This is a genomic window from Acidovorax sp. 56 (assembly GCF_002749705.1).
Taxonomy (GTDB): domain Bacteria; phylum Pseudomonadota; class Gammaproteobacteria; order Burkholderiales; family Burkholderiaceae_C; genus Acidovorax.
Genome location: NZ_PEEV01000001.1, coordinates 996,437 through 1,021,033, shown reverse-complemented (window position 1 = coordinate 1,021,033; position 24,597 = coordinate 996,437). Strand labels below are relative to the sequence as shown.

The window sequence follows — 24,597 nt, the reverse complement described above, 5'->3', positions numbered from 1 at the left end:
CGGGGCAGTCCGTGGCCCTGTTCAGTCTTTCTGCTCAGTCCTGTCGTTGGGCGCCAGCGCCAGCAGGCGGGCCAGCGCCCGGTCGTGGATGCCCATTTTCAGCAGCTCTTCGTGGGTGGCTTTGGCGTAGTCGTGCGTGGTGCCATAGCGCCCCCGGGCCTGGGCAAAGATGCGGGTGTATTCCGGGTCTGGCAGCACGCCGGTGTGGTTGGGGCTGCGGCGCGACAAGGTGAAGGCCAGCGCGCTCACCGTGCCGTGCGGCGTCTGGCAGTCCAGCCAGCGCGGGTCGTACACGGCGTTGACCATCTCGCGCGCCCACAGGCCGGGCATCACCTCGGGCACCCGCTGCCGCTCGATGCGAAACACCATGCCCCGGCAACTGCCCCCGGTCAGCAGCGCAAACACCAGGCCTGGGCATTCCGGGGTGCCCCGGTTCACGCGGCTCCACATCTTCAGCGCCCGGTGCCAGCCATGCACCTTGGCCGGGCGCTGCTCTGCGTAGTCAAAGTCTGGCCGCCAGATCAGCGAGCCATAACCAAACAGCCACAGGTCGTGCCGCGCGTCCCACTGCGCCATCGTCTGGGCCAGCATGGCAGCGGGGTCGCGGCGGTGGGGGGCAGGGGCGGGCAGGGGGGTCATGCAGCAAAGAAAGCAGGAACGGGGCCAGAGATCAAAGCCAACGGGGCGTGGGCCGCATTATTGGAGGACTGCGCCGAGCGTGCCGCCGCTGTGTGGGAGCCCCTGAATGCTGGTCAGCCATGGGTGGGTAGTGAGTTACTCCTGTATTGATAGCTGCCAGCGCTTATCTATCAAGCGCTAGAGCCGTATTTTGATTGAAATATTGCCCAGCCATGTTGCACTGCGCCATGGCGCAGCCCCAGGCGGGCCTTGCGCCACCGGCCAGCCCCTTGCGGCGCGGTATCATCCGGGCCTGCCCAGGTCGCCTGCAGCTTCCTGGGGAGCCATTTTTTAGCGCCATTGGCGTTGTGCGCGCCGTTTTCGCCGTTGTCCTTGCCCCCAGCCCCATCTGCCTGACCCGTGCGTCTTACCTCCATCAAGCTCTCCGGCTTCAAGTCGTTCGCTGAACCCACCAACTTCATGCTGCCCGGGCAACTGGTCGGCGTGGTGGGCCCGAACGGTTGCGGCAAATCCAACATCATGGATGCGGTGCGCTGGGTGCTGGGCGAGAGCAAGGCCAGCGAGCTGCGCGGCGAGAGCATGCAGGACGTGATCTTCAGCGGCACCACCACCCGCAAGCAGGCCAGCCGCGCCAGCGTGGAGTTGGTGTTTGACAACTCCGACCACCGCGCAGGCGGCCAGTGGGGCCAATACGGCGAGGTGGCCGTGCGCCGCGTGCTCACCCGCGACGGCACCAGCAGCTATTTTCTGAACAACCAGCCCGTGCGCCGCCGCGACGTGCAGGACGTGTTTTTGGGCACGGGCCTGGGGCCACGCGCCTACGCCATCATCGGGCAGGGCACCATCAGCCGCATCATCGAATCGCGCCCGGAAGAGCTGCGCCTGTTCCTCGAAGAAGCAGCTGGGGTCTCCAAATACAAAGAGCGCCGCCGCGAGACGGAAAACCGCCTGGCCGACACGCGCGAAAACCTCACGCGGGTGGAAGACATCCTGCGCGAGCTGAACGCCAACCTCGAAAAGCTCGAAAAGCAGGCCGAGGTGGCCGCCAAATACAACGCGCTGAACGCCGACGCCACGCTCAAGCAGCACCAGCAGTGGTTCTTGAAGCGCGCCGACGCCGAGGCCGAGCAGACCAAGGTGCGCCTTGATGGCCTGCAGGCCGTGAACGACCTCGAATCGCGCATGGCCGACCTGCGCGCTGTCGAATCCGACCTCGAAACCATCCGCCAGGCGCACTACGCTGCGGGCGACCAGGTCAACCAGGCGCAAGGCAAGCTGTACGAGGCCACAGCCGAAGTGGGGCGGCTCGAAGCCGAGATCCGCTACGTGGTCGAAGGCCGTGTGCGCGTCGAGCAGCGCCTCGTCACCCTGGCCGAGCAGATCGCCCAGTGGCAGTCGCGCAAGGAAGAGGCCGACATCGAGCTGGAAAACCTGGCCGGTGCGGGCGTAGACGCCGAAGAGCGCGCCGAGCTGCTGGCCGCCCAGATGGAAGAGCAGGCCATGCAGCTGCCCGACCTGGAAGAAGCCCTGCGCCAGGCCCAAAGCCGTGCCAGCGAGCAGCGTGCCAGCGTGGTGCAGGTGCAGCAGCAAATTGGCGTGCTGGCCGCAGAGCAGCGCAGCATTGACGAACAAAGCCGCCAGCTTGATACCCGCTACGAGCGCCTGCGCACCGACCGCAACGCCCTGGCCGCGCCTGACGAAGCCCGCCTCATCAACCTGCGCAGCCAGCTCGAAGCCGCGCAGGAACTTGCAGAAACCACCGAAGCCCGCCTGGCCGAGCTGCAAGAAAGCGTGCCCCAGCTGGACGACGACCGCCGCGCCCGCCAGCAAGACGTGAACACCGAGAGCGCCCGCCAGACCGACCTGTCGGCCCGCATGGAAGCCCTCAAGGCGCTGCAGGAAAAGGTCAAGACCGACGGCAAGCTGCGCCCCTGGCTGGCCAAGCACGGCCTCGATGGCATGCAGGGCCTGTGGAGCCGCATCCACATCGAGCCCGGCTGGGAGAACGCCCTGGAAGCCGCCCTGCGCGAACGCCTGGGCGCGCTGGAAGTAGGGCGCCTGGACATGGTGCGCGGCTTTCTCGGCTCGAACGAAAGCGATGCGCCCCCGGCCCGCCTGGCCTTCTACAGCGCCCCCGCCGCCGGTGTGCCCGAGCCCACGGGCACGCACACCCGCCTGGCAGACCTGCTGCGCATCAACGACGCCAGCCTGCGCGCCGTGCTGACCGACTGGCTGCAGGGCTGCACCATTGCCCAGACGCTGGACGAAGCCCTGAACCGCCGCGCCAGCCTGCCGCCCGGCGAAGTGATCTACGTGCCCACGGGTCACGCCGTCAGCAGCCACAGCGTGAGCTTTTACGCGCAAGACTCCGAACAATCGGGCTTGCTGGCGCGTGCCCAAGAAATTGAGCACCTGGAAAAAGAACTGCGCGCCCAGGCGTTGATTGCCGACGAATCACGCACCGCGCTGGTCCGCGCCGAAGCCGCCTACGCCGACGCATCGCAGCGCCTGGTGTCTGCCCGCCGCGAGGCCACCGAGGCCCAAAGCCGCGCCCACGAGCTGCAGGTCGAAACCCTGCGCCTGACGCAACTGGCCGAGCAGACCCGTGCGCGCAGCGAGCAAATTGGCGCCGACATTGCCGAGGTGGAAGCCCAGCTGGCCGACCTGCAAGAGCGCCGCGTGGCCGCCGAGGCCCGCTTTGAAGAGCTGGACATGCAACTGGCCGACAGCCAGGAGCGCGAGGCCCAGCTGGGCGACCGCGTGATCGAGACCGAGCGCAAGCTGAACGCCTGCCGCGAGCAGCAGCGCATGCTCGAGCGCCAGGTGCAAGAGGCCACCTTCTCGCAGCGCAGCCTGGAAGCGCGCCGCGCCGAGCTGAACCGCTCCATCGAAACCGCCACCCAGCAGGCCACCGCGCTCACCGACGAGCAACAGCGCGCCCGCGATGAGCTGGCCCGCCTGTCAGACGCCGCGGCTAAGGGCGGCCTGCAGCAGGCGCTGGACTTGAAGATGGAGCGCGAAAAAGCCCTGTCCGCCCAGCGCAGCGAATACGACGACCTGACTGCCAAGCTGCGCGGCAGCGACGAGCGCCGCATGCAGCTCGAACGCGCGCTCGACCCATTGCGCCAGCGCATCACCGATTTCCAGCTCAAGGAACAGGCTGCGCGCCTGGGCCTGGAGCAATACACCACGCTGCTGACCGACGCCCAGGCCGACCTGGAGGCCGTGGCCCAGTCCATTGCCGATGGTAATGTGCGCATGCAAGGCCTGCAAGGCGAAATCGACCGCCTGCACCGCGAGATCGCCGCGCTGGGCGCCGTCAACCTGGCCGCGCTCGATGAGCTGAACCTGGCGCGCGAGCGCAAGGTGTTCCTCGACGCGCAAACGGCCGACCTGACCGAGGCCATGAACACGCTGGAAGACGCGATCCGCAAGATCGATGGCGAAACACGCCAGTTGCTGTCGGGCACGTTCGAGACGGTGAACGGGCACTTTGGCCGCATGTTCCCCGAGCTGTTCGGCGGCGGGCAGGCCAAGCTCATCATCACCGGCGATGAAATCCTCGACTCGGGTGTGCAGGTGATGGCGCAGCCGCCCGGCAAAAAGAACCAGACCATTCACTTGCTCTCGGGCGGTGAAAAAGCCCTCACGGCGATTGCGCTGGTGTTTGCCATCTTCCAGCTCAACCCCGCGCCGTTTTGCTTGCTGGACGAGGTGGACGCGCCGCTGGACGATGCCAACACCGAACGCTACGCCAAGCTGGTCTCCAGCATGAGCAAAAGCACCCAGTTCCTGTTCATCAGCCACAACAAGATCGCCATGGAAATGGCCGAGCAACTGATCGGCGTGACCATGCAGGAACAAGGCGTCTCGCGCATCGTGGCGGTGGACATGGAGTCCGCCCTGTCCATGGCCGATGCTTGACCATGACGGACGCACAACAAGGCTCAGTCCACCGGCCTGCCGCAAAGCAAGGCCCGTGCTGCATCCCCGCTTGTGCAAGTCCTATCGATTTGAACTGACCCCATGAACTCATCCCTGTTACTGAGTCTGGCAATCACCGGTGGGCTGGTGCTGGCGGCCATCGTGGCCTACAACGCCTGGACCCTGCACCGCAACGCACCCAAAAAAGCCCTGCCACCGGACGCCCACGGCAGCCACGCATCCACACCCGGTGCGGGCGACGCCCTGACCGAGCCCACGCTGCGTCACGAGCCATCGCTGGACGCAGACCTGGGCCCGGACGCCGTTGCCAGCTATGCGGGCCTGGACCGAGGGCCTGAACCCCACGAACACGCCGTGGACGCGGACGATGCCCTGCGCATGCCCGCCCCTTTGCCCACGCTGGAGCGCCGCCCGGGGCTGGACCCGCTGATCGACGTCATCGCTGCGTTGCAACTGGAGCACCTCGTGTCTGGCGACGCCGCATTGGTCGCCTTGCCCCCCACGCGCCGCGCGGGCAGCAAGCCCTTCGCCATTGAAGGCCTGAACGACGCCACGCAGCAGTGGGAGACCCCCGCGCCCGGCCAGCGCTACCGCAGCTTCCAGGCCGGTGTGCAACTGGCCAACCGCATGGGCGCGCTCAACGAGATCGAGTTTTCCGAATTCGTGATGAAGGCCCAAGGCTTTGCCGACGCCATCAACGCTGCCCCGGACTTCCCCGACATGCTGCAGGAAGTGGCCCGCGCCCGCGAGCTGGACCAGTTCGCCAGCGACCACGACGCGCAACTCATGTTCATGCTGCGCGCCCGCCAGGCCGCCTGGAGTCCTGGCTACCTGCTGCAAAACGCCGCCCGTGTGGGCTTTGTGGTGGGCTCCATGCCCGGGCGCCTGGTGCTGCCCGCCAGCGCGCCGGGCCTGCCGCCCGTGCTCACCCTGGGCTACGACACGCAGGCCGCCCTGGCCGACGACCCAGACCAGTCCGCCATCCGCGACATCAGCCTGAGCCTGGACGTGGCCCAGGTGCACCGTACCGAACAACCCTTTGCCCGCCTGCGCGACGTCGGCGCCGCCCTGGCCCAGGCCATGGACGGCGTGCTGTGCGACCAAAACGGCCAGCCCCTGCCCGCCATGGCCATGGACCCGATTGCCGCTGACCTGGAGCTGTTGTATGACCAGCTCGATGCGCGCGATTTGTCGGCAGGGTCGGTGCTGGCGCGGCGGTTGTTCAGTTAGGACATGAAACACCCCCTGAGCCGCCTTCGGCGTCTTCCCCCTCCAGGGGGACGACACCTTTGCTGCGGGGCGGCCCTTGCTCGGTGTCTCTGGCGCTTGCCGCGCCTTTTGCAGGCACCGTGCCTTACCAAGCCGATTGCCCATCATGACCGAGAGCTTTGACCTTTTTTCGGCTACAGCGCCCGCCAATCAAGCGCAAGCAGCTATCAATTTTGAAGCGCAAGCTGCCGTATTGCGCGCCCAGCTCAACCACTGGGCGCACCAGTACTACGTGCTGGACGAGCCCACTGTGCCCGATGCCGAATACGACCGCGTGTTCCGCGAGCTGCAGGCATTGGAGGCCGCGCACCCGCACCTGCTGACCCCCGATTCGCCCACGCAGCGCGTGATTGGCGCGGTGATGGAGGGGCTGGCCTCGGTACGCCATGTGGTGCCCATGCTCAGCATCCACACCGAGACCGACACCGAGGCCACGGGCGCGCAGGCGTTTGATGCCCGCGTGCGGCGCGAGTTGGGGCTGAGCGAGGCCGACCCCGCCATCGAATACGTGGCTGAGCCCAAGTTTGATGGCTTGGCGATGAGCCTGCGCTACGAGCGCGGCCGCCTGGTGCAGGCCGCCACTCGGGGTGACGGCGAGGTGGGCGAGGACGTGACGCACAACATCCGCACCATTCGCCAGATCCCGTTGAGCTTGCCCGAGGGCGTGCCCCCGGTGCTGGAAGTGCGTGGCGAGGTCTACATGCGCCGGGCCGACTTTGATGCCCTGAACGAGCGCCAGCGCGAGCAGGGCGGCAAGACCTTTGTGAACCCGCGCAACGCCGCTGCGGGGGCGGTGCGCCAGCTGGATTCGAACATCACTGCCCAGCGCCCGCTGAGCTTTTTCGCCTACGGCCTGGGAGCCATCACGCCGCCTGACCAGGGCGGGCCGGTGTTTCGCACGCATTACGAGATGCTGCAGACCCTGAAATCTTGGGGGTTTCCGGTCGCAGCGCAGGTGCAGATTGCGCAAGGCGCTACGGAATTGGTAGCGTTTCACCAGCAGGTGGGCGCCAGCCGCGATGCGCTGCCGTATGACATCGACGGCGTGGTCTACAAGGTCAACTCACTGCAGTTGCAGCGCGACCTGGGCTTCAAGACCCGCGAGCCGCGCTGGGCCGTGGCGCACAAGTACCCCGCTCAGGAGATGGCGACCAAGGTCGAAGGCATCGACATCCAGGTGGGCCGCACCGGCAAGCTCACGCCCGTGGCACGCCTGGCGCCGGTGTTTGTGGGTGGTGTGACGGTGACGAACGCCACGCTGCACAACGTGTTCGAGATCCGCAAAAAGAAGGTGCGCGTGGGCGACACCGCCATCGTGCGCCGTGCGGGCGATGTGATTCCTGAAGTGGTGGGTGTGATGGCATCCGGCCCGCGCCCAGCCTATGTCCACAACTTCCGTATGCCCCGGCAGTGCCCTATTTGCGGCAGTGAGGTGGTGCGTGAAAAAGGCGAGGCCAACCACCGCTGCACAGGCGGCCTGTTCTGTGCAGCCCAGCGCAAGGAAGCCATCCTGCACTTTGCCGCCCGCCGCGCCATGGATGTGGAGGGCCTGGGCGACAAGCTGGTGGACCAGCTGGTGGATGCCAACGTGATCCGCACGCTGCCCGACCTGTACCGTCTGGGCCTGAGCGCCCTGGTGATGCTCGAGCGCATGGCCGACCGATCCGCCCTGAACCTGCTGGCCGCGCTGGAAAAGTCCAAGCAAACCACGCTGCCGCGCTTTTTGTTTGCGCTGGGCATTCGGCATGTGGGCGAGTCCACTGCCAAAGACCTGGCCAAGCACTTTGGCACGCTCGATGCGCTGATGGGGGTGGACGCCGCATCGGCTGCCACCGAGGAGCAACTGCTGCAAGTGCCCGATGTGGGCCCCATCGTGGCGCGCAGCGTGCACACCTTCTTCCAGCAGCCCCACAACCGCGAGGTGGTGGAGCAATTGCGCGCCTGCGGCGTGACCTGGCCTGAGGGGGCACCCACCGAACGGGGCCCGCAGGTGCTGGCGGGCAAGACCATTGTGCTGACGGGCACCTTGCCCACGCTCAGCCGCGATGCGGCCAAAGACATGCTGGAAGCCGCAGGCGCCAAGGTGTCGGGCTCGGTCAGCAAAAAGACCAGCTACGTGGTGGCAGGGGAAGAGGCCGGCAGCAAGCTCGCCAAGGCCGAGGAGCTGGGCGTGCCTGTGCTGGACGAGGCAGGCATGCTGGCGCTGCTGGCCGGTGCGGGCGAGGGCGGTGCCGCGTGAGTGTGGCGGCTTATGCTGTTTGGGCCGCGATCAGGCCGTGTCCACATGGCTTGGCGCGCCTTGGCTGTGCAACCTGGCCCCCATGCGACGATCCCGCTGACTCCCCACCGTTCGGGCTGAGCCTGTCGAAGCCAGGGCGCTCCTTGGCGCATCCCCTATCTCCCTCTATCGCGCAGCCCCATCCGGGCTGAACTGAACCATGCTCCGTTTTCTCTCCACATTGCGCACGGGCCTGCTGGCTGGGGCGCGCTGGGTGCTGCAAACCCTGCGCACCCTTTGGGGCCGCTTCCAGCCCCGCAGCTGGCGCACCTGGCTTTGGCTGGTGCTGGCCCTGCCGGTGCTGCTGGCGGTGTACACGCTGCTGCTCATCCCGTTCACCCCGTCGATTGCCGACATCACCAAGGCCAAGACCGAGCGGCCCGCGCAGCTCTTGTCGGTGGACGGCAAGGTGCTGGCCGAGTACCGCTGGGCCAACCGCGAATGGGTGGCGCTGAACCGCATCTCGCCCCACGTGGTCAACGCCCTGATTGCCACCGAAGACCACCGCTTTTACGAGCACTCGGGCATGGACTTCCGGCGCACCGCGTCGTCGGTGCTGCACACGCTGCGGGGCGATCCGCAGGGCGGCTCCACCATCACGCAGCAGTTGGCGCGCAACCTGTTCCCGGAAGAAATCGGCCGCTCGCGCACCCTCACGCGCAAGCTCAAGGAGGCCATCACCGCCTTCAAGATCGAATGGGCGTACTCCAAGGACGAAATCCTGGAGACCTACCTCAACACCGTGCCGTTTTTGTACAACGCCTACGGCATCGAAATGGCCGCTCGCACGTATTTCGACAAGTCGGCCGACAAGCTCAATTTGCTCGAGAGTGCCACGCTGATTGGCATGCTCAAGGGCACGGCCTACTACAACCCCGTGACGCAGCCCGAGCGCTCGCAGGCGCGGCGCAACATCGTGCTGGCGCAAATGGTCAAGCGCGACAAGCTGGAGCAAGACAAGCTGGCCGCCCTGCAAAAGCGCCCCCTGCGCATCGACTTTGAGCGCCAGACCGAGGCCATGGGCCTGGCCCCGCACTTTGCGCAGCAGTTGCGCAAGCAGCTCATTGCCTGGGCCGATGCCAATGGCTACAGCCTGCATGCCGATGGGCTCATCGTGCGCACCACCATCGACTCGCGCCTGCAGGCCATGGCCAACCAGGCCGTGGCGCGCCAAGGCCGCCAATTGCAAGGCATTGCCGACAATGCCTGGTCGGCCCGCAACGGCTGGAACCCCAAGAGCGAGCTGGTGCACACGCTGGTGCGTGAGACCAACGACTACCGCAACGCGCTGGCCGAAGGCGCGCCGCCGGACGAGGCCCTCAAAACCTTGCTGGCAGACAGCCGCTTCATGGCCGCGCTGAAGCAGGAGAAAACCCGCGTGCAGGCCGGCTTCATGGCCATGGACCCGGTCACCGGCCATGTGCTGGCCTGGGTGGGCAGCCGCGACTTTGCGGCCGACCCGTTCGACCATGTGCAGGCCGCCCGCCGCCAGCCCGGCTCCACCTTCAAGCCCTTTGTGTACGGCGCGGCCTTCATGCAAGGCGCGCTGCCCACCGACGAGCTGATGGACGAGGCGGTGGAGATTCCGCTGGGCGGCAACCAGGTGTGGCGCCCCACCGATGGCGGTGCGCCCAGCAACGCCCCCATGACGCTGGCCGACGGCCTGGCGTTCTCCAAGAACACCATCACCGCCCAGGTCATGTACAAGGTGGGCCCCCAGCGTGTGGCCGAGCTGGCCCGCGCCATGGGCGTGCGCGAAAGCAAGCTCGAAGAAGTGCCATCGCTGGCCCTGGGCACCAGCCCCGTCACCCTGCGCGAAATGGTCACGGCCTACAGCAGCATTGCCAACGCAGGCCGCTACATCGAGCCCATCCTCATCACCAGCATTGAAGACCGCCACGGCAAGGTGCTGCAGACCTTTGCGCCGCCCGCACCCGAGCAGGCCATGCCCCTGCAGGCCGCGCAAACCCTGCGCAACGCCATGCGCGGCACCATCGATCGGGGCACGGGCGCAGCCCTGCGCAGCCGCTACGGCCTGCGCGCTGACCTGGCGGGCAAAACCGGCACCACGCAAGACAACACCGATGGTTGGTTCATCGCCCTGAACCCCCGCGTGGTGGCGGGTGCCTGGGTGGGCTTTAACGATGGGCGCATCACCCTGCGCAGCGACTACTGGGGCCAGGGCGCCCACAGCGCGCTGCCCATGGTGGGCGAATTTTTGCAGCAGGCCTTCCGCACCAACACCCTGGACGGCCGCGACCGCTTTATCGACGAAGAAGCCCCCAGCGTGCTGGGCGATGCCATGAACGGCGTGCGCAGCTGGGTGCGCGATTTGTTTGGCCGCGATGTGCCGCCGCCGCCCGAGGTGGGGACGGACCCTGTTCCGCAGCCGTCTCAGCCCATGCCCCCTGGGTCACTGCCGCCAGTGATCCGTGATGGCGATCCGTACACACCGGGCGCACCAGGGACTGGCGCAACGGGAGGGCAAAGTGGTCAGGGGGGGCAGGGTGGTGCCGTGTTTGGCGGCCAGGTGCCGCTGACGCCGACCGAGGCGGCCGCCAACCCGGTGCCTGGGGTGGTAGTGCCTTCAGCTACCGAGCGGCCCGCGCGCGACGGAGACCAGTGAGGGCGCCGCCGCGCTGGTGTTGCACGCTGCGCCCTTCTCAACCGCGCTGTTGATGGTGTGAGGAGGTGTACGTGTCTCTTGAACGCGTTCTATGAACTGGTGCTTTGAACAGGTTCTTAGGCCTGCACCCGATCACTGCACGTCCCTGGCTGCGGTGACCTGCCATGCAAAACACCGGGCCAGCTTTGGTGGGATGCCCGGCGCGTTCTTGCGCAGCCAAGCGCGAATGCTGGGAGCCTCGTCAGAGGCAGCACTGCCAGCCCAGGCGGTGACGTAGGCTGCGGCCTTGTCGGGTGGCTGCGGGTAGAACAAAAAGGGTTCGTCAGACACGTGGGTGTGGACGTAGACGATATGCCATGTGCCCAGCCGAAAAACCTGCCGGATGTCTTGCGGCGCCGTGGTGATTTTCTGCTGCACCTCAGGGCCCAGTTGCTGGTTGAGGTGCTGCTCTATGGCCGCTGCGTAGTTGCGCTGCTGGGCTGCCGAGAGTGACCGGTCTATGCCTGTGCAGGGAGTAGCGGCACTGGCGAAGGCATGGATCGCCAAGCCTGCCATAACCCATGCCTGTTTCACCATGATGCTATGGGTGTAGCGCATGGGCACGCGCAGCCTCTCACTCAATGTCAATGCAATGCAGCCCAAACGCGCCGGCTTTGCGGTCGGCAAAGTAGGCCTGCAGTGTTTCTTTGACGGTGCGAAAGGCAATCTCGTCCCACGGCACTTCGTCTTCGGTGAACAGGCGCGCTTCGATGGTTTCAAAGCCGGGGTTGAACTGCTCGCTGAGCAAGCTGGCGCGGTAGAAAAAGTGCACCTGTCCCACGCGGGGCACGTTCAGCACGCTGAAGAGAGGGCCCATCTCGATCTGCGCACCGGCTTCCTCGTCGGTTTCGCGGGCGGCGCCTTGGGCGGTGGTTTCGTCCAGCTCCATGAAGCCTGCGGGCAGCGTCCACTTGCCCCAGCGCGGCTCGATGTTGCGCTTGCACAGCAGCACGCGGCCATCAGCCAGCACGGGCACGGTGCCAACCACATTCAGCGGGTTTTCGTAATGCACGGTGTGGCAGGCGGGGCACACGGCACGCAGCTTGGTGTCGCCATCGTCGGGCTGGCGGTACACCACGGCGGTGCCGCAGTTGCGGCAGTGTTTGATGGGGCTGCGAAAGGTCATGCGGGGATTTTGAATCAAATCGGCCCGCAGCGCTCGTTGAATAAGCGCTGCCAGCTATGAAATATGTAGTGCCATAGGCAAAGGGATGCGCTGCGCAGGCCGGCCTGGCTGCACGCATGGGGGCTGGCGTGGCGCTTCAAAATCGCTGCCAGCCCCAGGCTGGTTTACACCAGCTTCAGGCGGATGCTGCCCAGGCCGTCTACGCCACCTTCCAGCACATCGCCGGTCACTACGGCGCCCACACCTTCGGGGGTGCCGGTGTAGATGAGGTCGCCGGGCTGCAGCTCCCAAGCAGTGGAGAGGTGCTCGATGGTTTCGGCAATGTTCCAGATCAGCTGGGCCACGGTGCTGCGCTGGCGGTCTGCGCCATTGACCTGCAGCCAGATGGCGGCCCGGCCCACGTCGCCCGCCTGCGCTGCGGGGGTGATGGGGCCGATGGGGGCGCTGTGGTCAAACCCTTTGCCAATGCACCAGGGGCGGCCTTGCTTTTTCATGTCGTTTTGCAGGTCGCGGCGGGTCATGTCCAGGCCCACGGCGTAGCCGTAGATGTGTTGCAGGGCATCGGCTGCGGCGATGTTCTTGCCGCCTTTGCCGATAGCTACCACCAGTTCGATCTCATGGTGCAGGTTGGCCGTGAGGCTGGGGTAGGGCAGGGGCGTGGTTTCGCCGGGGGCGGTGTACACGATGGCGTCGGCAGGCTTCATGAAGAAGAAGGGCGGCTCGCGGCCGGTGAAGCCCATCTCTTTGGCGTGCTCTTCGTAATTGCGGCCCACGCAATAAATGCGGTGCACGGGAAACTGTGCACCACTGCCCACCACGGGCACGCTGGTGACGGCGGCCGGTTGAAATACGTAGCTCATGTCTGCCTTTCCTGGTTATTGCTGGTTGTGTGTTGAATGCGGTCTAAAAACGGGGGCAAAGCATGGGCTGCAGCCATGTCGTTTGCAAGGACTTTGCAGTGTGCCACGGGCTGCGCTGGCTTGCTGTCGCCCGAGCCTCGCAGTGGGCTTGGGCCACCGCTGTGGGCGGCTATCGCCACCAGGGTGGGGCGCTACACTCGCGCGCATGCCCAAGAGCTTCGATTTACACACCGCGCCAGGCCATCTGGTCAGGCGGGCGCACCAGCGGTCGGTGGCGCTTTTCATGGAAGAAGCCGCTGATTTTGATGTGACCCCTGTGCAGTTCGCCATCTTGCATGCGCTGCTGGAGCAGCCAGGCGAAGACCAGGTGACACTGGCTGCTCGCGTGGCGTTTGATGCGGCCACCTCGGGCTCGGTCATTGGCCGCCTGGAGGCCCGCGGCTGGGTGCGGCGCGAGCCCGACACCCAGGACCGCCGCCGCAAGCTGCTGTGGATCACCCCCGAGGGCGAAGCCGCCGTGCTGAAAATGCGCCCCGCCGCCCAGCGGGTGCAAGAGCGCCTGGTGGCGCCCCTGACGCCGGAAGAGCAACGCCAGCTCAATGCGCTGCTGACCAAGCTGGTGTTCAGCGGCAACCTGCTGGGGGGCGCAGCCTCCGCAACCTGATAGGCCTGCCGCCCCGCGACGGTCCACGCCACCGCGCCTTCTTTCGTCTTTTGTTGCCTGTCGATGGGCCACTCACCATGAAGCTCTACAACTACTTTCGCTCTTCGGCCTCTTTCCGTGTGCGCATTGCGCTGCACATCAAGGGCCTGCCGTATGACTACCTGCCGGTGCACCTGCTGCGCGGCGAGCACCGCGACCCGGCCTATGCCAGCCTGGTGGGCGATGCGCTGGTGCCCGCGCTGGTGACGGACGAGGGCGCCGTGCTGCCCCAGTCCATGGCCATCATGGAATACTTGGAAGAGTTGCACCCCAGCCCCGCCCTGCTGCCCAGCACCCCGCTGGCGCGTGCCCGCGTGCGCGCCCTGGCGCAAATGGTGGCGTGCGAGATCCACCCGCTGAACAACCCCCGCGTGCTCAAGTACCTGACCGGCACCCTGGGCGCAGACGAAGACGCCAAGACCACCTGGTACCGCCACTGGGTGCGCCAGGGGTTGGAGGCATTTGAGCGCCAACTGGTGCTGCTGGCCACTGAGCGCGCTGCCGCTGGCCTGGCCCCGTCGGTGTATTGCTGGGGCGATGCGCCCACCCTGGCCGACTGCTGCCTAGTGCCGCAGATCTTCAACGGCAAGCGCTTTGATGTGAACCTGGACGGCTTGCCGCTGACCATGGCGGCGTTTGATGCGTGCATGGCTTTGCCCGCATTTCAGCAAGCCCAGCCCTCGGCCTGCCCGGACAACGCGGCGTGACGCGCGCAACGGACGTTGTGCCCACGCAGCCTGCTGCATGGGCCCTGCCCGAGCACTGGCTGGTGCCCGACTGGCCTGCGCCGCCCGGTGTGCATGCCCTGTGCACGGCGCGCACGGGCGGGGTGAGCCAGGGGCCTTACGCCAGCATGAACCTGGGCAGCCACGTGGGCGATGACCCGCAGGCCGTGCAAGCCAACCGCGCCCGGCTGCAAGCTTTTCTGGCCCCGCGCACACCGGGGGCCCGCCCCGTTTTCTTGAGCCAGGTGCACGGCACAGCGGTGGCTGCACTGAGCGAATCCACTCCCGATGGCACCGAGGCCGATGCCTGCGTGGCCACCGACCCGGGCGTGGTCTGCACCATCATGGTGGCCGATTGCCTGCCCGTGCTGCTGGCCCACCGCAGCGGCTTGGTGGTGGCCGCTGCCCATGCGGGTTGGCGTGGTCTGGCGGGGCAGGGTGGGGTGGGGGTTTTGGAATCTGCCATGCGCTCCGTTTTTGAACAAAATACGGCGCTAGCGCTTAATCAAAAAGCGCAGGCAGCTATTAAAAATGTAGCAAATGATGGGGCTGGGATTGCTGCAGTGGCTGCTGACACCCTGGCCTGGCTGGGCCCGTGCATTGGGCCCCGTGCGTTTGAGGTGGGTGCTGAAGTGCGTGAGGCGTTTTGTGCCCACGCGCCGCAATACACCACCTGTTTTGCCCCGTCGCCCACCCAGCCTGGTAAGTGGCTGGCCGATCTGGCTGCGCTGGCTCGCCTGCGCTTGCAGGCTCTGGGTATCACGGCCATCTATGGCAATGACAGCAGCCCAGGCTGGTGCACCGTCACGCAGTCGTCACGGTTCTTTTCGCACCGGCGGGACACTGCGGTGCTCGGCGGCAGCGGGCGGCTGGCCGCTTGCATCTGGCGCAGCTGAAGCTGCTGCCTCCTCAGATTTGCGCGCCTGGGCCTCTTCATAGGCCGCTTGCTCTGCCATCTCACGCGCCTTGATGGCCCGCTTGCGCGATGGCGTGCCCATGATGTAGCCCACGATGCCCATGGGCAGCAGGCCATACAGCACAAAGGTCATGATGGCGCCAAACAGGGTGCCCGTGGGGCTGCTGGCCTCGGCCACCGCCATCATCAGGGTGACGTAAAGCCAGGCAATAAGGACAAGGTACATTGGTGTATGTGGGTGAAACGCTGAATGCGGGTTGCCATGCCCCAGGCAGTGGGCAACAATGACTTCAAAGCCCCGTGCGACTGACTAACCTTTGAGGAAGCAGCATGAATTCTGAAGCACTCTGGGCCCAAAGCGCCCAGCAATTCCAACAGATCTTTGGAGACAGCTGGGCCAAGGCACTGCAATCCTTCCAGCACCTGGACTTAGGGGGCGTTCCGGGCAAGGCGCCTTCCGTGCAGTTGGCCCCTGCCAAGCTGCAGGCGCTGCAAGATCAGTACATGAGAGAAGCCCAGGCGCTGTGGGCCCAAAGCCTGCAAGGCACGCCCGAGGTGAAAGACCGCCGCTTCAGCGGTGAGGGCTGGGCCAGCAACCCGGTGGCGGCATTTTCAGCCGCCGCTTACCTGCTCAACGCGCGCACCCTCATGGGTCTGGCCGACGCGGTGGAAGGCGACGAAAAAACCCGGGCACGCATCCGTTTTGGCGTGGAGCAGTGGATGGCGGCCATGGCCCCCAGCAACTTCCTGGCCTTCAATGCCGAGGCGCAGAAAAAAGCCATCGAGACCAAGGGCGAGAGCATTGCCAAAGGCATGCAGAACCTGCTGCACGACCTGCGCCAGGGCCATGTGTCGATGACCGACGAAAGTCTGTTCGAAGTGGGGCGCAATGTGGCCACCACCGAGGGCGCGGTGGTGTTTGAGAACGAGCTGTTCCAACTGCTTGAATACAAGCCGCTCACGGCCAAGGTGTACGAGCGGCCCTTCTTGCTGGTGCCTCCTTGCATCAACAAGTTCTACATTCTCGACCTGCAGCCCGACAACTCGCTCATCCGCTATGCCGTAGAGCAGGGCCACCGCACCTTTGTGGTGAGCTGGCGCAACCCCCATGACGAGCTGGCCCACAAGACCTGGGACGACTACGTGGAAGACGGCGCCATGGCTGCGATCGACGTGGTGCAGAGCATCACCGGGGCCGAGCAGATCAACGCGCTGGGCTTTTGCGTGGGGGGCACCATCTTGAGCAATGCCCTGGCCGTGCTGGCGGCGCGGGGGCAAGAGCCTGTGGCCAGCGCCACCTTCCTCACCACGCTGATCGACTTCACCGACACCGGTATCCTGGATGTGTTCATTGATGAAGCCTTCGTGAAGTTCCGAGAGATGCAGATGGGCCAGGGTGGGCTGATGAAGGGGCAGGATTTGGCGTCCACCTTCAGCTTTTTGCGCCCCAATGACCTGGTCTGGAACTACGTGGTGGGCAACTACCTCAAGGGCGAAACGCCGCCGCCGTTTGACTTGCTGTACTGGAACAGCGACAGCACCAACCTGCCCGGTCCGTTTTACGCCTGGTACCTGCGTAATTTCTATCTTGAAAACAACCTGGTGCAGCCCGGCAAGCTCACCGTGTGTGGGGAGAAGATGGACCTGGGGCAGCTCACCCTTCCGGTGTACATCTACGGCTCGCGCGAGGACCATATCGTGCCGATCAACGCAGCTTATGCTTCCACCCAGGTGCTTCCAGGCAAAAAGCGTTTTGTCATGGGCGCGTCGGGGCACATCGCTGGCGTGATCAACCCCCCCGCCAAAAACAAGCGCAGCCACTGGATATGTGCCGACGGCAAGCTGCCCGCCACGTTGGACCAATGGCTCAGCGGCGCCACCGAGCACCCGGGCAGCTGGTGGACCGACTGGTCTGCATGGCTCAAGGCCCATGCGGGCAAGCAGGTTGCGGCCCCCAAGGCCTATGGCAAGGGCGCCAAGTTCAAGGCCATCGAGCCCGCGCCGGGCCGCTACGTTAAGCAAAAGTCCTGACTTGAAGGGCTGCGAGAATATTCACCGAGACACCCCCCGCAGGTTGCGGCAGCGTTGAATTGCCGCCGCAGCCTGTGCACCTATTCACCTAGAAAGGACTTTCATGGAAGACATCGTTATTGTTTCTGCTGCCCGCACTGCGGTGGGCAAGTTTGGTGGTTCTTTGGCCAAGACGCCTGCGACGGAGCTGGGCGCTGTGGTGATCCGTGAAGCCATCGCACGCGCCGGGCTGTCGTCAGATCAGATTGGTGAAGTCATCATGGGCCAGGTGTTGGCCGCTGGCGTGGGTCAGAACCCTGCGCGCCAAGCCATGATGAAGGCGGGCGTTGCCAAGGAAACTCCAGCACTGACCATCAACGCCGTGTGCGGATCCGGCCTGAAGGCCGTGATGCTGGCGGCCCAGGCCGTTGCCTGGGGCGACAGTGAGATCGTGGTGGCGGGTGGCCAGGAAAACATGAGCCTGTCGCCCCACGTGCTCAATGGCTCGCGCGACGGCCAGCGCATGGGCGACTGGAAGATGGTGGACACCATGATCGTGGACGGCCTGTGGGACGTTTACAACCAATACCACATGGGCATCACCGCCGAAAACGTGGCCAAGCAATACGGCATCACCCGCGACATGCAGGACGCCCTGGCCCTGGCCAGCCAGCAAAAGGCAGCAGCGGCGCAAGACGCAGGCAAATTTGCCGATGAAATCGTGGGCGTGAGCCTGGCGCAGAAGAAGGGCGACCCGATTCTGTTCAATGCCGATGAGTTCATCAACCGCAAGTCCAACGCTGAAGCCCTGGCCGGCCTGCGCCCCGCCTTTGACAAGGCTGGCAGCGTGACGGCGGGCAATGCCTCTGGCATCAACGATGGCGCTGCCGCTGTCGTGGTGATGAGCGCCAAAAAGGCTGCGGCCTTGGGCCTCAAACCCCTGGCCCGCATTGCCGCCTTCGGCACCAGCGGCCTGGACCCCGCCACCATGGGCATGGGCCCTGTGCCCGCATCGCGCAAGGCGCTGCAACGCGCGGGCTGGAATGCAGCCGATGTCGATCTGTTTGAGCTGAACGAGGCGTTTGCTGCGCAAGCCTGCGCCGTCAACAAAGAACTGGCCATTGACCCTGCCAAGGTCAACGTCAACGGCGGCGCCATCGCCATTGGCCACCCCATTGGTGCCTCTGGCTGCCGCATCCTGGTGACGCTGCTGCATGAAATGCAGCGCCGTGACGCCAAGAAGGGCTTGGCCGCACTGTGTATCGGCGGTGGCATGGGGGTTTCGTTGGCGCTGGAACGCTAAGTTCTTCGACTGGCTTGATCGTGTCAAGGCCGCGCACCATGCAAGGTGCGCGGCCTTTTTCGTGCCCGTTGTAGCCATGCGACGGCTCAGCTGTTTCCGTGCTTTTTTTCAAAAAGACCACATGCCCCAGTGTTTACCTGCACTGGGAGCACATAAATCTTGGGTAGAGTGGTGCGAGGCAGATCACTAACACAAGGAGAAATCGCATGAGCCAAAAAGTAGCGTATGTAACCGGTGGCATGGGCGGCATTGGCACCGCCATCTGCCAGCGTTTGCACAAAGATGGCTTCAAGGTCATCGCTGGCTGTGGCCCTACACGCGACCATGGCAAATGGCTGGCAGAACAAAAGGCTCTGGGGTACTCGTTCTACGCATCGGTGGGCAATGTGGGCGATTGGGATTCCACTGTGGAAGCCTTTTCCAAGTCCAAGGCCGAGCACGGCACCATCGATGTGCTGGTGAACAACGCAGGTATCACCCGTGACCGCATGTTCTTGAAAATGTCCCGCGAAGACTGGGATGCGGTGATCGAAACCAACCTCAACAGCATGTTCAACGTGACCAAGCAAGTGGTTGCCGACATGGTGGAAAAGGGCTGGGGCCGCATCATCAATATCAGCAGCGTGAATGGCGAGAAGGGCCAAGCAGGCCAGACCAACTACTCTGCAGCCAAAGCGGGCATGCACGGCTTCTCCATGGCCTTGGCGCAAGAGTTGGCCACCAAGGGCGTAACGGTGAACACCGTGAGCCCTGGCTACATCGGTACGGACATGGTCAAGGCCATTCGCCCGGACGTTCTGGAAAAAATTGTGGCCACCGTGCCCGTCAAGCGCCTGGGTGAGCCCAGCGAAATCGCGTCCATCATCGCCTGGCTGGCCTCGGAAGAGGGCGGCTACGCCACGGGGGCCGACTTCTCCGTGAATGGCGGCTTGCACATGGGCTAAAGCCGATGCTAGTGGGCGTGCTGTATGGATTTGCTCTTTGAGTGAACCCCACAGCCATCGCCTAAGCTGTAGGGCAAAGCGCCCAATAAAAAACCCCGCTCAGCGGGGTTTTTTATTGGGCGCTTAGATGACACCGCATGCGGATTGATGCACTTTCGTTGTCAAGCGTGGGCTGGAGCGCGCTTGCGATCACGCTCATCGTCAGGCCAGGCGTTCAAAATTGCGGTGGTTGTCATGCTGAAAAGCTCCTTAGATGGGTCTTTAACGCGGCTCAGAAACAGACGGTTGACAGGTCAATCCAGAAAAATGACATCGCATCTGCCCATGAAAAAACCCCGCAAAGCGGGGTTTTGAAAGGAGGTAATCTGAAAATGCATCCGTTCTTGGGAGCGGTATCCTGCTTCAGCAACGGGCTGGAGCGCGTTTGCGATCGCGTTCGTCGTCGGGCCAAGCGGTGGTGATTGCAGTGATGTTCATACGAGAAAAACTCCTGAGATAGACCTACAACGCACACCGTTTACCTTGGGTTGACAGGCTGCTGCAATATTTTTTAAGGCAGCTGGGCGGTAAGACATAAAAAACCCCGCAGAGCGGGGTTTAAGGAATGAAGGGGGAGGTTCAGGTGCAAAGCGGTCCTGTGAGGGGCCGCATAACGCTTCAGCAGCGCGCCGGGGCGCGTTTGCGATCGCGTTCGTCGTCGGGCCAAGCGGTCAAGATTGCGGTGCGGTTCATACTGGAAAACTCCTGTGATAGACCAACAACGCACTCGCCGCAGTGCAGGTTGACGCCATTCTGCAAAAAAATGCAACGATTTTGCGATGGATGGGGCTGCTATAAAAAATGTAGCGCTCTACGCTGAATAGGTAAGCGATAGAGCCCGATATGATCGCAAAAAATATACACTTTATTGCACATTACAGTGTGCTGGTGGCGCCCATTTCTTCAAGGGCCCCAGAAACTTCCAGCCACCGTTCTTCCAGCGCCTGGGTTTCATCGTTTCCTTGTTTGAGCCGTTTACCGCAGTCTGCAATCTCTGCAGGGGGCAGCGGTTGTGTCAGGCGTTCTTCCAGGTCTGCGCGTTCGGCAGACAGTGCCGCCAGCCGCTTGTCGATTTGCTCCAGCTCTTTCTTCAAGGGGCGAGCCTTGTCTGCGAGTTGCTGGCGGGTTTGGGCATCCAGGCGGCGTTGCTCTTTGCTGTCGCGCACTGCAGGGGCTGTCGCCGGTGGTTGGGCTGCGGGGGGCTTGGCCACTGCGGCGGTCTTTTCGGGCACTGGTGCAGGGGTTGATGGTGCTGTGGCCGCCACAGAGCGTGCAGCCACCTCATCCAGGCGGGCCTGCTCGCGCAGGCGCTTGGATTCTTCCAGCAGGTAGCGCTGGTAGTCGTCCAGATCGCCGTCAAAGGGTCCCACGACACCACGGCCCACCATCCAGAAGTCTTCGCAGACCGAGCGCAGCAGCGACCGGTCGTGGCTGACGAGCATGACGGTGCCGTCAAAGTCGTTGAGGGCCATGGCCAGGGCTTCGCGGGTGGCCAAGTCCAGGTGGTTGGTAGGTTCGTCCAGCAGCAGCAGGTTGGGGCGCTGCCAGACGATCATGGCCAGCACCAAGCGGGCTTTTTCGCCCCCGCTCATAGTGCCTACAGCTTGCTTGACCATGTCGCCCGTGAAGTTGAAGGTGCCCAGGTAGCTGCGCAGATCTTGCTCGCGGCTGGGTTGCTTGGCGTCGGCCCCCAGTTCCTTGGCCAGGCGGATCATGTGCTCCAGCGGGTTTTCGCTGGGGCGCAACACGTCTAGTTCTTGCTGGGCAAAGTAGCCGATGTTCAGGCCCTTGCCTTCGGTTACGCTGCCGCCCAGGGCTTTCATGGTGCGGGCGATGGTTTTGACCAGAGTGGATTTGCCCTGGCCGTTGGCGCCCAAAATACCAATGCGCTGACCGGCCAGCACGGAGCGGTTGACGCCCGTGAGGATGGTGGTGGGCGTGCCTTCGTCGTCCACATAGCCGAACGATGCATCGCTGATGGCCAGCATCGGGTTGGGCAGGTTGGCCGGTTCCTTGAACTCAAAGGTGAAGTCGGCTTCGGCCAGCACCGGTCCAATCTTCTCCATGCGTTCGAGTTGTTTGACGCGGCTTTGCGCCTGCTTGGCCTTGCTGGCCTTGGCCTTGAAGCGGTCGATGAACTTCTGCAAGTGGGCCATCTTCTCTTGCTGCTTGGCGAAGCTGGCTTGCTGCAATTCGAGCTGCTGGGCACGCAACTCTTCAAATTTGCTGTAATTACCGCCGTAGCGGTTCAACTCGCCCTGCTGGATTTGCAGGGTGACGTTGGTGATGGCATCGAGAAATTCGCGGTCATGGCTGATCACGATCATGGTGCCTGCATAGCGCTTGAGCCAGGCTTCAAGCCAGACGAGGGCGTCCAAGTCCAAATGGTTGGTGGGCTCGTCCAGCAGCAACAAATCGCTGGGGCACATCAGTGCGCGGGCCAGTTGCAGGCGCATGCGCCAGCCACCCGAAAAGCTGTTGACGGGATGGTCCAGTTCGCTGACGCGAAAGCCCAGGCCCAAAATCAATGCCTGTGCACGTGCTACGGCATCGTGGGCGCCGGCGTCGTGCAGGTCTGAATAGGCATGGGCGATGGCCATGCCGTCGTCGCTGGCTTCCGCGTCGAGCAACTGTTGTTGGACTTCGGCCAGGCGGGTATCGCCCTCCAGCACAAAGTCGGTGGCCGATTGGTCGGTCTCGGGCATGTTCTGCGCCACCTCGGCCATGCGCCAGCTGCTGGGGATGTGGAAGTCTCCGCCGTCTTCATGGAGTTTGCCGCTGAGCAAGGCAAACAGGCTCGACTTGCCTGCACCATTGCGGCCTACGAGGCCCACGTTTTCGCCAGGGTTGATGGTGGCGGAAACGCTGTCGAGCACGACTTTGGCGCCGCGTCGCAAGGTAACGTTCTTGAGGGTGATCATCCGGAGTTCAGAAAAAAGCGCACCCGCACGGGGCGGGTGGCGTTAAGAAGCTGGGGCCTAAAGGCTGCCGTAAAGGGGCAACCGACGCAAAAAAGGGTGGCCCGTAACCCTCTATTGTGCCGTGAGCCGGGATTGGGCGGTCAAGGCCTGCCGAGTCACCAGCAAAACCTGGTCTTCACCCGCGCTGGTATTCAGCCAAAACACAGGCAATGTGGGGAAGGCTGCTTCAAAGAATTCGCGCTCGTTGCCGATCTCCAGCACAAGCACGGCATGCTCGGTCATGCGCGATGGGGCGTCTTGCAGCAGTTGGCGGATGAAGTCCATACCGTCAGTGCCACCCGCCAGCGCCAGCTCCGGCTCGGCTCGGTATTCTGCGGGCAGGCTAGACATGCTTTGGGCGTTGACGTAAGGCGGGTTGCACAGAATCAAATCCCAAGGACCGGGTAGCGCGGACAAGCCATCTGACAACTGCAGTGTGATGCGTGACGCCAGATCATGCTTGTCCACGTTGATGCGCGCCACCGCCAGAGCATCGGGCGAAATGTCGGCGCCGGTGACTTCAATGTCTGGGTAAGCCATGGCCGCCAACACAGCCAGGCTGCCGTTGCCGGTGCACAGGTCCAGCACACGGTGCGTGTGTTCGCCCAAAAAGTCGTCAATGCTGCCGTCGGCCAGCAACTCGGCAATGAAGCTGCGCGGCACGATGGCGCGCTCGTCCACGTAGAACGGTACGCCTTGCAGCCAAGCCTCCTGGGTCAGGTATGCGGCTGGTTTGCGGGTATGGATTCGCTGCTCCAGCAAGGCGGCCACTGCGACCTGCTCGTCGGCCGACACTAGGCGCTGCGCTTCGGAATCGGGTGCCTCTGACAAGTCGGTGTCCAGTGGCAAGCCCAGGCGCCACAGCACCAGCCAGGCGGCCTCATCTTGCGCATTGGTGGTGCCATGGCCAAACGCCAGGCCTGCAGATTGCAGCTGGTGTGCGGCCTGCGCGACGAGGGCAGACAGTGTGATGGGGGCGCTCATGCGGCCACCGCCGCACGGTCCAGGGCTTGGATGCGCAGGTTTTCCAGCGTGCGGCGGTAGATGTTTTTGAGTGGCTCGATGTCGGCCACCACCACATGCTCATCGATTTTGTGGATGGTGGCGTTGGGCGGGCCGAGTTCAATCACTTGAGGGCAGATCTGGGCAATGAAGCGCCCATCGCTGGTACCGCCAGTGGTGGACAGTTCGGTGGTCAGCCCCGTCTCGCCCAAGATGGCTTGCTGCGCTGCCTCGACCAATTCACCCGGCGTGGTGAGGAAGGGTTGCCCGCCCAGCGTCCAGCGCAGGTCGTATTCCAGGCCATGGCGGTCCAGCACGGCGTGCATACGCTGCTGCAGGCCGTCGGCGGTGGATTCGGTCGAAAAACGGAAGTTGAAGTCGATCACCACGTCACCCGGGATGATGTTGGTGGCGCCTGTGCCGCCGTGGATATTGCTGACCTGCCAGCTGGTGGGCGGGAAGAAGGCATTGCCTTGGTCCCACTCGGTGGCTGCCAGCTCTGCCAGAGCTGGCATGGCTTGGTGAATGGGGTTGCGCGCCAGTTGCGGGTAGGCGATGTGGCCCTGAATGCCACGCACGGTAAGCTTGCCGCTGAGCGTGCCACGGCGGCCATTTTTGATCATGTCACCCGTGCGCTCGACCGAGGTGGGCTCGCCCACGATGCAATAGTCCAGCACTTCGCCCCGCGCTTTGAGCTGCTCCACTACCACCTTGGTGCCGTCGACGGATGGGCCTTCCTCGTCGCTGGTCAGCAAGAAGGCCATGTGCAGGGGCGCATCTTGCGAAGCCGTCAGAAACTCTTCGACCGCCACCACAAAGGCGGCGATTGAGGTTTTCATGTCACTGGCGCCTCGGCCATACAGCTTGCCGTCTTTGTGCGTCGGCGTGAACGGGTCACTGCTCCACTGGGCCAAGGGACCCGTGGGAACCACATCGGTATGGCCTGCGAATACTATGGTTTTGATAGCGGCTTGCGCTTTTGCGGACGGCGCTGCAGGCCTTTTTGCCCATAAGTTGCTGACCCGAAAGTCTGCGGGGCCACTGTCCAGCCGTTCACACACAAAGCCCAGGGGCTGCAAGCGCGCTGCCAGCAGTTCAAGGCAGCCCTCGTCCAAAGGTGTGACGGAGGGCAGGGAGATCAGCTGTTCAGCCAGTTGCAGGGTACGGGTCATTGGCAATCACAAGGTTTCGAGGGGCGCTGTGCCGTTGCGGC

Annotated in this window: 19 protein-coding genes; 11 read left to right on the top strand and 8 right to left on the bottom strand. The window is 64.2% G+C overall.

Annotation, left to right across the window (positions count from 1 at the left end; genetic code table 11):
• Positions 1-21: 21 nt before the first annotated feature.
• The gene (locus CLU88_RS04375) at positions 22-639 is read right to left on the bottom strand and encodes a gamma-glutamylcyclotransferase (RefSeq protein WP_099655546.1); all 618 of its coding nucleotides are present in this window, start codon (positions 637-639) and stop codon (positions 22-24) included.
• A 399-nt stretch (positions 640-1,038) separates the two neighbouring features.
• On the opposite strand from CLU88_RS04375, the gene smc reads away from it, so the two are divergent.
• From smc to CLU88_RS04355, 4 genes are all read left to right on the top strand, one after another.
• Entirely contained in the window at positions 1,039-4,563 is a 3,525-nt protein-coding gene (smc, locus tag CLU88_RS04370; RefSeq protein ID WP_099655545.1) for a chromosome segregation protein SMC, read from the top strand.
• A 102-nt stretch (positions 4,564-4,665) separates the two neighbouring features.
• Positions 4,666-5,814: a cell division protein FtsZ gene (locus CLU88_RS04365; protein ID WP_099655544.1), complete on the top strand. Its 1,149-nt coding sequence runs from the start codon at positions 4,666-4,668 to the stop codon at positions 5,812-5,814.
• A 145-nt stretch (positions 5,815-5,959) separates the two neighbouring features.
• Positions 5,960-8,092, top strand: coding sequence for an NAD-dependent DNA ligase LigA (gene ligA, locus CLU88_RS04360; protein ID WP_099655543.1), 2,133 nt, complete (start codon positions 5,960-5,962; stop codon positions 8,090-8,092).
• A gap of 199 nt (positions 8,093-8,291) precedes the next feature.
• Positions 8,292-10,757 carry a penicillin-binding protein 1A gene (locus CLU88_RS04355; protein WP_099655542.1) on the top strand — a complete coding sequence of 822 codons (2,466 nt, stop codon included), beginning with the start codon at positions 8,292-8,294 and terminating at the stop codon, positions 10,755-10,757.
• A 132-nt stretch (positions 10,758-10,889) separates the two neighbouring features.
• Here the strand turns inward: CLU88_RS04355 and CLU88_RS04350 are convergent, their stop codons facing one another.
• The 3 genes from CLU88_RS04350 to CLU88_RS04340 all read right to left on the bottom strand — a co-directional run bounded on the left by CLU88_RS04350 (position 10,890) and on the right by CLU88_RS04340 (position 12,782).
• Positions 10,890-11,312, bottom strand: a complete 423-nt coding sequence (locus tag CLU88_RS04350) for a hypothetical protein (RefSeq protein ID WP_143225946.1) — start codon at positions 11,310-11,312, stop codon at positions 10,890-10,892.
• A 58-nt stretch (positions 11,313-11,370) separates the two neighbouring features.
• Positions 11,371-11,922: an NUDIX hydrolase gene (locus CLU88_RS04345; RefSeq protein WP_099655540.1), complete on the bottom strand. Its 552-nt coding sequence runs from the start codon at positions 11,920-11,922 to the stop codon at positions 11,371-11,373.
• A 164-nt stretch (positions 11,923-12,086) separates the two neighbouring features.
• Positions 12,087-12,782 (bottom strand): fumarylacetoacetate hydrolase family protein, encoded by a 696-nt coding sequence (locus CLU88_RS04340; protein ID WP_099655539.1) that lies wholly within the window; start codon positions 12,780-12,782, stop codon positions 12,087-12,089.
• Between the two features lie 283 nt (positions 12,783-13,065).
• Here CLU88_RS04340 and CLU88_RS04335 point away from each other — a divergent pair, with 283 nt between their 5' ends.
• The 3 genes from CLU88_RS04335 to CLU88_RS04325 all read left to right on the top strand — a co-directional run bounded on the left by CLU88_RS04335 (position 13,066) and on the right by CLU88_RS04325 (position 15,106).
• A complete protein-coding gene (locus CLU88_RS04335; protein WP_233205370.1) occupies positions 13,066-13,446 on the top strand; it encodes a MarR family winged helix-turn-helix transcriptional regulator in 381 nt (126 codons plus the stop codon).
• A 77-nt stretch (positions 13,447-13,523) separates the two neighbouring features.
• Positions 13,524-14,192: a maleylacetoacetate isomerase gene (maiA, locus tag CLU88_RS04330; protein ID WP_099655537.1), complete on the top strand. Its 669-nt coding sequence runs from the start codon at positions 13,524-13,526 to the stop codon at positions 14,190-14,192.
• Positions 14,189-15,106 (top strand): polyphenol oxidase family protein, encoded by a 918-nt coding sequence (locus tag CLU88_RS04325; protein ID WP_233205369.1) that lies wholly within the window; start codon positions 14,189-14,191, stop codon positions 15,104-15,106. The genes maiA and CLU88_RS04325 overlap by 4 nt, the downstream gene beginning before the upstream one ends.
• Here the strand turns inward: CLU88_RS04325 and CLU88_RS04320 are convergent.
• Positions 15,026-15,352 (bottom strand): hypothetical protein, encoded by a 327-nt coding sequence (locus tag CLU88_RS04320; RefSeq protein ID WP_099655536.1) that lies wholly within the window; start codon positions 15,350-15,352, stop codon positions 15,026-15,028. The two genes, CLU88_RS04325 and CLU88_RS04320, sit on opposite strands and share 81 nt — an antisense overlap.
• Positions 15,353-15,456: 104 nt before the next feature.
• On the opposite strand from CLU88_RS04320, the gene CLU88_RS04315 reads away from it, so the two are divergent.
• The 4 genes from CLU88_RS04315 to CLU88_RS22690 all read left to right on the top strand — a co-directional run bounded on the left by CLU88_RS04315 (position 15,457) and on the right by CLU88_RS22690 (position 19,844).
• The gene (locus tag CLU88_RS04315; RefSeq protein WP_099655535.1) at positions 15,457-17,157 is read left to right on the top strand and encodes an alpha/beta hydrolase; all 1,701 of its coding nucleotides are present in this window, start codon (positions 15,457-15,459) and stop codon (positions 17,155-17,157) included.
• Positions 17,158-17,260: 103 nt separating this feature from the next.
• A complete protein-coding gene (locus CLU88_RS04310; RefSeq protein WP_099655534.1) occupies positions 17,261-18,439 on the top strand; it encodes an acetyl-CoA C-acetyltransferase in 1,179 nt (392 codons plus the stop codon).
• A gap of 206 nt (positions 18,440-18,645) precedes the next feature.
• Entirely contained in the window at positions 18,646-19,383 is a 738-nt protein-coding gene (phbB, locus tag CLU88_RS04305) for an acetoacetyl-CoA reductase (RefSeq protein ID WP_099655533.1), read from the top strand.
• Between the two features lie 137 nt (positions 19,384-19,520).
• Positions 19,521-19,844, top strand: coding sequence for a hypothetical protein (locus CLU88_RS22690; protein ID WP_143225945.1), 324 nt, complete (start codon positions 19,521-19,523; stop codon positions 19,842-19,844).
• 453 nt (positions 19,845-20,297) lie between these two features.
• Here the strand turns inward: CLU88_RS22690 and CLU88_RS04300 are convergent, their stop codons facing one another.
• The 3 genes from CLU88_RS04300 to dapE all read right to left on the bottom strand — a co-directional run bounded on the left by CLU88_RS04300 (position 20,298) and on the right by dapE (position 24,556).
• Positions 20,298-22,343 carry an ABC-F family ATP-binding cassette domain-containing protein gene (locus CLU88_RS04300; protein WP_099655532.1) on the bottom strand — a complete coding sequence of 682 codons (2,046 nt, stop codon included), beginning with the start codon at positions 22,341-22,343 and terminating at the stop codon, positions 20,298-20,300.
• A gap of 111 nt (positions 22,344-22,454) precedes the next feature.
• A complete protein-coding gene (prmB, locus tag CLU88_RS04295; protein WP_099655531.1) occupies positions 22,455-23,366 on the bottom strand; it encodes a 50S ribosomal protein L3 N(5)-glutamine methyltransferase in 912 nt (303 codons plus the stop codon).
• Positions 23,363-24,556, bottom strand: coding sequence for a succinyl-diaminopimelate desuccinylase (gene dapE / locus CLU88_RS04290; RefSeq protein WP_099655530.1), 1,194 nt, complete (start codon positions 24,554-24,556; stop codon positions 23,363-23,365). Before dapE ends, prmB begins: the two co-directional genes overlap by 4 nt.
• Positions 24,557-24,597: the final 41 nt, after the last annotated feature.

What these genes read in the sequence shown, in the direction of transcription:
- CLU88_RS04375 (WP_099655546.1), bottom strand. Translation starts at nt 639, where the DNA reads ATGACCCCCCTGCCCGCCCCTGCCCCCCACCGCCGCGACCCCGCTGCC.
- CLU88_RS04365 (WP_099655544.1), top strand. Translation starts at nt 4,666, where the DNA reads ATGAACTCATCCCTGTTACTGAGTCTGGCAATCACCGGTGGGCTGGTG.
- ligA (WP_099655543.1), top strand. Translation starts at nt 5,960, where the DNA reads ATGACCGAGAGCTTTGACCTTTTTTCGGCTACAGCGCCCGCCAATCAA.
- CLU88_RS04355 (WP_099655542.1), top strand. Translation starts at nt 8,292, where the DNA reads ATGCTCCGTTTTCTCTCCACATTGCGCACGGGCCTGCTGGCTGGGGCG.
- CLU88_RS04350 (WP_143225946.1), bottom strand. Translation starts at nt 11,312, where the DNA reads ATGGCAGGCTTGGCGATCCATGCCTTCGCCAGTGCCGCTACTCCCTGC.
- CLU88_RS04345 (WP_099655540.1), bottom strand. Translation starts at nt 11,922, where the DNA reads ATGACCTTTCGCAGCCCCATCAAACACTGCCGCAACTGCGGCACCGCC.
- CLU88_RS04340 (WP_099655539.1), bottom strand. Translation starts at nt 12,782, where the DNA reads ATGAGCTACGTATTTCAACCGGCCGCCGTCACCAGCGTGCCCGTGGTG.
- CLU88_RS04335 (WP_233205370.1), top strand. Translation starts at nt 13,066, where the DNA reads ATGGAAGAAGCCGCTGATTTTGATGTGACCCCTGTGCAGTTCGCCATC.
- maiA (WP_099655537.1), top strand. Translation starts at nt 13,524, where the DNA reads ATGAAGCTCTACAACTACTTTCGCTCTTCGGCCTCTTTCCGTGTGCGC.
- CLU88_RS04320 (WP_099655536.1), bottom strand. Translation starts at nt 15,352, where the DNA reads ATGTACCTTGTCCTTATTGCCTGGCTTTACGTCACCCTGATGATGGCG.
- CLU88_RS04315 (WP_099655535.1), top strand. Translation starts at nt 15,457, where the DNA reads ATGAATTCTGAAGCACTCTGGGCCCAAAGCGCCCAGCAATTCCAACAG.
- CLU88_RS04310 (WP_099655534.1), top strand. Translation starts at nt 17,261, where the DNA reads ATGGAAGACATCGTTATTGTTTCTGCTGCCCGCACTGCGGTGGGCAAG.
- phbB (WP_099655533.1), top strand. Translation starts at nt 18,646, where the DNA reads ATGAGCCAAAAAGTAGCGTATGTAACCGGTGGCATGGGCGGCATTGGC.
- CLU88_RS22690 (WP_143225945.1), top strand. Translation starts at nt 19,521, where the DNA reads ATGCGGATTGATGCACTTTCGTTGTCAAGCGTGGGCTGGAGCGCGCTT.
- CLU88_RS04300 (WP_099655532.1), bottom strand. Translation starts at nt 22,343, where the DNA reads ATGATCACCCTCAAGAACGTTACCTTGCGACGCGGCGCCAAAGTCGTG.
- prmB (WP_099655531.1), bottom strand. Translation starts at nt 23,366, where the DNA reads ATGAGCGCCCCCATCACACTGTCTGCCCTCGTCGCGCAGGCCGCACAC.
- dapE (WP_099655530.1), bottom strand. Translation starts at nt 24,556, where the DNA reads ATGACCCGTACCCTGCAACTGGCTGAACAGCTGATCTCCCTGCCCTCC.